This is a genomic window from Methyloceanibacter sp., from assembly GCF_051306395.1.
GTDB lineage: Bacteria > Pseudomonadota > Alphaproteobacteria > Rhizobiales > Methyloligellaceae > Methyloceanibacter.
On the sequence record NZ_JBPPND010000152.1, the window covers coordinates 1 to 5,686 of the forward strand.

A 5,686-nucleotide genomic window follows, 5' to 3' on the forward strand; every position below is an offset into this window, starting at 1 on the left:
ATGTATGTGTGCGGACCGACGGTCTACGACTACGCCCATATCGGCAACGCGCGCCCGGTCATCGTCTTCGATGTGCTGTTCCGGTTGCTGCGGCACGTCTATGGCCCTGAGCATGTCACCTATGTCCGCAACGTCACGGACGTCGATGACAAGATCAACGCGCGCGCGGCCCAGGACTTTCCCGACCTGACGCTGAACGAGGCGATTCGCAAGGTCACAGAAAAGACCGAGGCGCAATTCCACGACGACATGGCCGCGCTCGGAGCGCTGGATCCCACGGTCGAGCCGCGCGCCACCGAGCATATCGGTGAAATGCGCGGCATGATCGACCGCCTGATCGCCAATGGCTGCGCCTACGTGGCCGAGGACCACGCGCTGTTCCATGTTTCGTCGATGCCCGACTACGGCCGGCTGTCCGGGCGGCCGCTCGATGAGATGATCGCCGGCGCGCGTGTCGAAGTGGCGCCGTTCAAGCGCGATCCCATGGACTTCGTGCTGTGGAAGCCGTCCAAGCCCGGCGAGCCCTCCTGGCCCTCACCCGGCGGCATCGAAACACAGGGCCGCCCGGGCTGGCATATCGAGTGCTCCGCCATGGCCGCGGCGCATCTCGGCGACGTGTTCGACATTCATGGCGGCGGCATCGATCTGGTGTTCCCGCACCATGAGAACGAGATCGCGCAATCGCGCTGTGCGCACGGCTCCGACGTGATGGCGAATGTTTGGATGCATAACGGCTTCCTCCAGGTGGAGGGCGAGAAGATGTCGAAAAGCCTCGGCAACTTCGTCACCGTGCATGATCTGCTCACCGGCTGGCAGGGTTATGCGTGGCCGGGAGAGGCGCTGCGCCTCAACATGCTGCGCACGCATTACCGCCAGCCGCTCGACTGGACCTTCGCCAGTCTCGACGAGGCGCATAAGACGCTGTGGGATTGGTATGGTGACATCGAGGAGAGCGCGCCTGCGCCGGACGTGCCGTCCGCCGTGGCCGAGGCGCTGTCTGACGATCTGAACACGCCCAAGGTCATCGCCGAGCTGCACAAGCTGCACCGTGCGGGACATTTCGAGGAGCTGCGCACGGCGCTCGGCTTCCTCGGCTTCTCCGGCCAGCGGACTAAGATCGAACGGGTTCGCCAGAACAGCGCGGGCGACACCGACGCGAGCGAGGTCGACGGATTGATCGCCGCACGCAACGCCGCGCGTCAGGCAAAGGACTTCAAGGAAGCAGACCGTATCCGCGGCGAGCTTGAAGCCATGGGCATCGTCTTGAAGGACGCCAAGGACCCGAAAACGGGCGAGCTCGTCACCACGTGGGAGGTCGCCCGATGAACGCGGTAGCCAATCCCCGGCTCGCGTTGCGGCCGATGCTGCCGGACGAGGCACCGCTGCTTGGCGAGATCTTCCGCGCCAGCGTCCTGGAATTGACGGGCGACGACTATACGGAACAGCAACAAAACGCGTGGGCGGCCGTCGCCAATGATGAAGCGGCTTTCGCCAAGCGTCTGGCAGGCGAGGTGACCATCGTCGCCACCATGGGCGGATCGCCGGTCGGCTTCGCTTCGTTGGAGGCCGACGACAGAATAGGCTTCTTCTACGTGCATCCCGCGGCCGTCGAGCGGGGCGCCGGCACGATGCTCGCCGAGGCGCTCGAGAAATTGGCGGCCGGGCGCGGCGCGGAGGCGCTCAACGTGGACGCAAGCGATACGGCATATGATTTCTTCGGTAAGCGCGGCTACGCCGCTCAGCAACGCAACAGCATCCGGCGCGGCGACGAATGGCTGGCCAACACCACGATGAAGAAGACGCTGACCGGCAAGGAGACCGTGCAATGAAGTCGTTTCTGCAGGACGTGCCGTTCAAAGGCTCACGGCGCGTCTATCTTGCGATCAAGATTTTGGTGCTCGTGCTCGCCGTCCTGCTGGCGCTGCACTTCTTCTTTGGTGTGGTGTAGGTCATGGCACGCGAAGCTCTTTCTCTTTACGACACGACCTTGCGGGACGGCGCTCAGACTCACGGCGTCGATTTCTCCCTCGAGGATAAGCTCTTGATAGCGGAGCAGCTCGACCGGCTCGGTATCGACTATGTGGAGGCCGGCTATCCCGGCGCGAATCCCACCGATACGAAGCTTTATGGCGAGGATCGCAAGTTCGGCGCCAAGTTCACCGCCTTCGGCATGACCAAGCGGCCGGGCCGATCGATCTCCAACGATCCAGGCTTCCAGGCGCTGCTTGCCGCGCAGGCCGATGCGATCTGTCTCGTGGGCAAGACCTGGGATTTCCACGTCGACGTGGCGCTCGGCATCACGCTCGACGAGAACCTTCAGGGCATCAAGGAGTCGGTCGAGGCCGTGGTGGCGAGCGGCCGCGAGGCGCTGCTCGACTGCGAGCATTTCTTCGACGGCTACAAAGCGAATCCGGACTATGCGCTTCAATGCGCCAAGGCGGGGTACGAGGCCGGCGCCCGCTGGATCGTCTTGTGCGACACCAATGGCGGCACGCTCCCGGAGGAAGCCGAGGCGATCGTTGCGGCCGTGGTGGAACAGATTCCCGGCGACCATGTCGGAATTCACTTCCATAACGATACGGACAACGGCGTGGCAAATTCTCTTGCAGGCGTGCGGGCCGGCGCGCGGCAAATCCAAGGCACGCTGAACGGATTGGGCGAGCGTTGCGGCAACGCCAACCTGACCTCGATCATCCCCACGCTCATGCTCAAGTCCGACTATGCGGAGCGCTACGAGACGAAGGTCACGCCGGAGAAGCTGGCGACGCTGACCCATGCCTCGCGCGTTCTCGACGAAGTGCTGAATCGCGCGCCGAACCGGCATGCGCCCTATGTGGGCGAGTCCGCCTTCGCCCATAAAGGCGGCATTCACGTTTCGGCCGTGCAGAAAGACCCGCGGACTTATGAGCATGTGCCGCCGGAATCGGTCGGCAATGTGCGCAGGCTCCTGGTCTCCGACCAGGGAGGCCGGTCCAACATCCTGGCGCAACTGGAAAGCATCGGCATCTCCGTGCCGAAAGACGATCCGCGCGTCGCCCGTCTGCTCGACGTGGTGAAGGAACACGAGGCGGTCGGCTATGCCTACGAGGCGGCGGAAGCGTCCTTCGAGCTTCTGGCGCGGCGCATGCTCGGCAACGTCCCGCAGTTCTTCGACGTGGACTCCTTCCGCGTCATGGTGGAGCGGCGGCACAATGCGGTCGGCGACCTGGTCACGATCTCGGAAGCCACGGTCAAGGCGCGCGTCAACGGCGACACGGTGATGTCGGTCGGCGAGGGCAACGGTCCGGTGAACGCGCTCGACAATGCGCTGCGCAAGGACCTCGGCCCGTATCAGAGCTACATCGATGACCTCGAACTCGTGGACTACAAGGTCCGCATCCTTACGGGTGGAACGGACGCGGTAACCCGCGTCTTGATCGAGAGCCGCGACGGAGAGGGGCGGCGCTGGTTCACGGTCGGCGTGTCACCAAATATCGTGGACGCTTCGTTCGAGGCGCTTCTCGACTCGATCAACTACAAGCTGATCCGCGACGGCGCGCCGGCGCCTTGAGGTGATGTCATGGCCGGCGTAAAGAACGAACGAGGCGCTAGCTGCGCGTGCGGCAGTCTGACCGTCAAGACAAACGGTGAGCCCGTCGATGTCTATCTGTGCAGCTGTTTGAAGTGTCAGCGGGGCACCGGCAGCGCTTTCTCCTATGCGGCTCTCTTTTCGGACTCCGCAGTGACGATCACCGGTGAAAGACGGCAATACGCGGACCGTGGCGATTCCGGACGGGCAATCGAGAGTTCTTTTTGTCCGACCTGCGGGACGGCCGTGGCGTTCCTTGCCGAAGGTCTGCCAGGGATGATCGGCGTGCCGGTCGGCTGCTTCGCCGGCCCAAACTTTGCCAAACCATCCAAGCTGTTCTGGGCGTCACGGCGCCATCACTGGCTCGATCTGCCGGCGGACATCGCGAAGATCGATACGCAGTAGCTCAGAATTTCGCTGCGATGTCCGCTTCTGCTTTGGATTCCGCCGCGCTCGGAGTGGCCTCGAGCGCGCGTTCGATGGCAGGCAGGACGTCGTCCACACGTTCCGCCACCGTCATCTTGAGCTCGAAGCCGTTGCGGATAAAGCCTTGGCCGGTCATCTTGTCGAACAGTTCCAGCAGCGGGTCCCAGAATCCGTTGATATTGGCGAGCACGATCGGCTTCTTGTGCCGCCCGAGCTGAGTCCAGGTGAGCTGCTCGACGAATTCCTCCAGGGTCCCAATCCCGCCCGGCAGGGCCACGAAGGCGTCGGACTTCTCGAACATAAGATGTTTGCGCTGATGCATGTCGTCCACGACGATCAATTCCTGCGCCTCGATCAGCATGTGCTCCCGCGCGGAGAGGAAGCCGGGGATGATGCCGGTGACGTGGCCCCCATGGGTGAGGACCGCGCGGGCCACGATGCCCATCAGGCCGAGATCGCCGCCGCCATAGACGAGACCGACGCCCGCCGTGGCGAGTGTCTGCCCAAGCGCGTGGGCGGCTTTGGCAAAGGCAGGATTCTCTCCGGCGCCGGAACCGCAATAGACGCAGACAGTTCCAAGAGTTGGTCGGGCCTGGCTCATGGGGTCATCTGCCACCGGGCCTCTATGGGCGTCAAGCAACCCTGTTTGGCGAACGGTCTGGAAGGCGGGCAAGCGATCCGTTAGGGTCCGGCCAAAGCCGCTGGTTGCTCGTTTCGCGCAATCCGGCGGCGCTGGAGATGAAGCGTTCTTAGGAGTGCCCAAATGATTGGTAGCAAGCTGACGGCCTGGGCGGCCGCCTTCGCACTTATTCTTGGCGTGGCTTATGTCACGCCTGCAATAACGGCAGAGGGAGATGCGCCGGACGCGGATGTGGTGGGCGAGGCGTCTTCGCCGTCACCGAAATCGCCGATACATGTGAAGGTTGTCGATTACCAGAAGGCCGACGACGGGTCAGGCACCTTCAAACTGTCCGGCACCGCCATCGCCGGCAAGAAGGTCTACATTTATTTCGACGACAAGCCCCTTGCGCAGGTGGTCGCGGCCGAGGGGGACGGCGCGTGGACCGCCGAGGAGAAGGTCGAGATCGACGACAAGGTGCATGTGGTTCGCGTTGAGCAGCTGGACGACACGACCAACATGATGGCCGCCCGCGCCCAGTTCAGCATCTCGCTGTCACCGCCGAGCCCCGCGGACTTGGCTGCGCCGCCGCCCAGACCCTGACCTCGCGGTCCGCAGTCACGTTGCCTTCGGCGGCTTGGCGCGGGCTCTGTTGAGGACTATATCGGGAAGGATGAAGGGGCAGCCGTCTCGCTGCCCCTTTTGCCGAGCGCCTAACGCGCTGATAGAAAAGCCCTTTCATGCAAGACCGACTGCCGCAATCGACGAGCGACGCCGTGCTTCACGCCCGGGCGGGGCAGCTTGCCGTCTTGCGGGCGTTGATTCCGTATATTTGGCCCAAGGGCCGGCGGGACTTGCATGCGCGCGTGATCCTGGCCTTTGCCGCCCTCCTGATCGCCAAGGTCATCACCTTGGCGGTGCCGATCGCCTACAAGAACGCGGTGGACTATCTCACCGGGGAGGCCACGACCGGCGCGGCCCCGGGCGTCGGGTTCCTCGGTCTGGCGGTCGTTCCGGCCATGCTCATCGTCGCCTACGGGGTGGGGCGCATCCTGATGGTGCTGTTCGCGCAA

General features: G+C 63.8%; 7 protein-coding genes and 1 pseudogene. 7 read left to right on the top strand and 1 reads right to left on the bottom strand.

The window, feature by feature from the left end; all coding sequences use genetic code 11:
* The 5 genes from cysS to ACSLE4_RS07950 all read left to right on the top strand — a co-directional run.
* Positions 1-1,326 (top strand): cysteine--tRNA ligase (gene cysS / locus ACSLE4_RS07930; protein ID WP_435903930.1); only part of this gene is annotated, 1,326 nt, incomplete at its 5' end.
* Positions 1,323-1,829, top strand: a complete 507-nt coding sequence (locus tag ACSLE4_RS07935; protein WP_435903931.1) for a GNAT family N-acetyltransferase — start codon at positions 1,323-1,325, stop codon at positions 1,827-1,829. The genes cysS and ACSLE4_RS07935, both read left to right, overlap by 4 nt.
* Positions 1,826-1,948 (top strand): hypothetical protein, encoded by a 123-nt coding sequence (locus ACSLE4_RS07940; protein WP_435903932.1) that lies wholly within the window; start codon positions 1,826-1,828, stop codon positions 1,946-1,948. The genes ACSLE4_RS07935 and ACSLE4_RS07940 overlap by 4 nt, the downstream gene beginning before the upstream one ends.
* Before the next feature lie 3 nt (positions 1,949-1,951).
* Positions 1,952-3,550: a citramalate synthase gene (gene cimA, locus ACSLE4_RS07945; RefSeq protein WP_435903933.1), complete on the top strand. Its 1,599-nt coding sequence runs from the start codon at positions 1,952-1,954 to the stop codon at positions 3,548-3,550.
* A 9-nt stretch (positions 3,551-3,559) separates the two neighbouring features.
* Positions 3,560-3,973, top strand: coding sequence for a GFA family protein (locus ACSLE4_RS07950; RefSeq protein WP_435903934.1), 414 nt, complete (start codon positions 3,560-3,562; stop codon positions 3,971-3,973).
* A gap of 1 nt (position 3,974) precedes the next feature.
* Here the strand turns inward: ACSLE4_RS07950 and ACSLE4_RS07955 are convergent, their stop codons facing one another.
* Positions 3,975-4,595 (bottom strand): TIGR00730 family Rossman fold protein, encoded by a 621-nt coding sequence (locus tag ACSLE4_RS07955; protein ID WP_435903935.1) that lies wholly within the window; start codon positions 4,593-4,595, stop codon positions 3,975-3,977.
* Positions 4,596-4,757: 162 nt separating this feature from the next.
* On the opposite strand from ACSLE4_RS07955, the gene ACSLE4_RS07960 reads away from it, so the two are divergent.
* Together ACSLE4_RS07960 and ACSLE4_RS07965 are read left to right on the top strand one after the other, a co-directional pair.
* Positions 4,758-5,216: a hypothetical protein gene (locus ACSLE4_RS07960; protein ID WP_435903936.1), complete on the top strand. Its 459-nt coding sequence runs from the start codon at positions 4,758-4,760 to the stop codon at positions 5,214-5,216.
* A gap of 137 nt (positions 5,217-5,353) precedes the next feature.
* Positions 5,354-5,686: pseudogene (locus ACSLE4_RS07965) on the top strand (metal ABC transporter permease); the annotation flags it as partial.

Bases quoted from the DNA above. Each gene is read 5' to 3' on its own strand.
- cimA (WP_435903933.1), top strand. From the start codon at position 1,952: ATGGCACGCGAAGCTCTTTCTCTTTACGACACGACCTTGCGGGACGGC.
- ACSLE4_RS07940 (WP_435903932.1), top strand. From the start codon at position 1,826: ATGAAGTCGTTTCTGCAGGACGTGCCGTTCAAAGGCTCACGGCGCGTC.
- ACSLE4_RS07955 (WP_435903935.1), bottom strand. From the start codon at position 4,595: ATGAGCCAGGCCCGACCAACTCTTGGAACTGTCTGCGTCTATTGCGGT.
- ACSLE4_RS07960 (WP_435903936.1), top strand. From the start codon at position 4,758: ATGATTGGTAGCAAGCTGACGGCCTGGGCGGCCGCCTTCGCACTTATT.
- ACSLE4_RS07935 (WP_435903931.1), top strand. From the start codon at position 1,323: ATGAACGCGGTAGCCAATCCCCGGCTCGCGTTGCGGCCGATGCTGCCG.
- ACSLE4_RS07950 (WP_435903934.1), top strand. From the start codon at position 3,560: ATGGCCGGCGTAAAGAACGAACGAGGCGCTAGCTGCGCGTGCGGCAGT.